Raw genomic sequence first — 617 nt, forward strand, 5'->3', positions numbered from 1 at the left:
CGCTCCTGTTCTTCGTCAGATAGCCCGCTATCTTCCTCATCACAGAAGCAAAAATGCCTCAAAAACTCATCCCAAATCATCGCACGATAAATTCAAAACAGCTTCTTAACAATATCTATTCACGGTAAAGCATCAAGGTTGCCCAACCCAATTGGTCGAACGCACCGCTGTTTGTACCGTAACGGTTTTCCGGTTCACCCACACCGCCTTCGGGACGAAGTTTGTCGGCAAACTGCTTGGCATACGTATAGCCACTGCCTACATTCGCCACCTTTGCATAATGATTGTACAAGATTTCCCATCCCGGACGAACGCTGCCACGCCCTTCATCATCTGCCATTTGCGTATGGGTTGCACCGTGGTTCTTATCGCGGCAAGAGCAGTCGATGCAATATTCATAGGTCGTAAACGGCATCTGGGTGGCACTTACCAGCCAGCTTCCCGTATTGTTCTGGTTATCCGTACCATTGCGCAAGTTGGACAACGCTACGTATTCGCCCATCTTCATCATGCCGAACTGTCGCACATCATCGGCTACGACCGCGACCGCTTGGTAAGAAACATCCGCTTCGAGAACCTCCGCATCAACGGTACGGTTATCTCCGACGACATGCCCG

Annotated in this window: 1 pseudogene; it reads right to left on the minus strand. The window is 50.6% G+C overall.

Annotated features, from left to right (window positions below):
• Positions 1 to 115: 115 nt before the first annotated feature.
• Positions 116 to 617 (minus strand): annotated as a pseudogene (locus B5F71_RS19635) (hypothetical protein); the annotation flags it as partial.

The organism is Bacteroides sp. An269 (assembly GCF_002159755.1).
GTDB lineage: Bacteria > Bacteroidota > Bacteroidia > Bacteroidales > Bacteroidaceae > Phocaeicola > Phocaeicola intestinalis.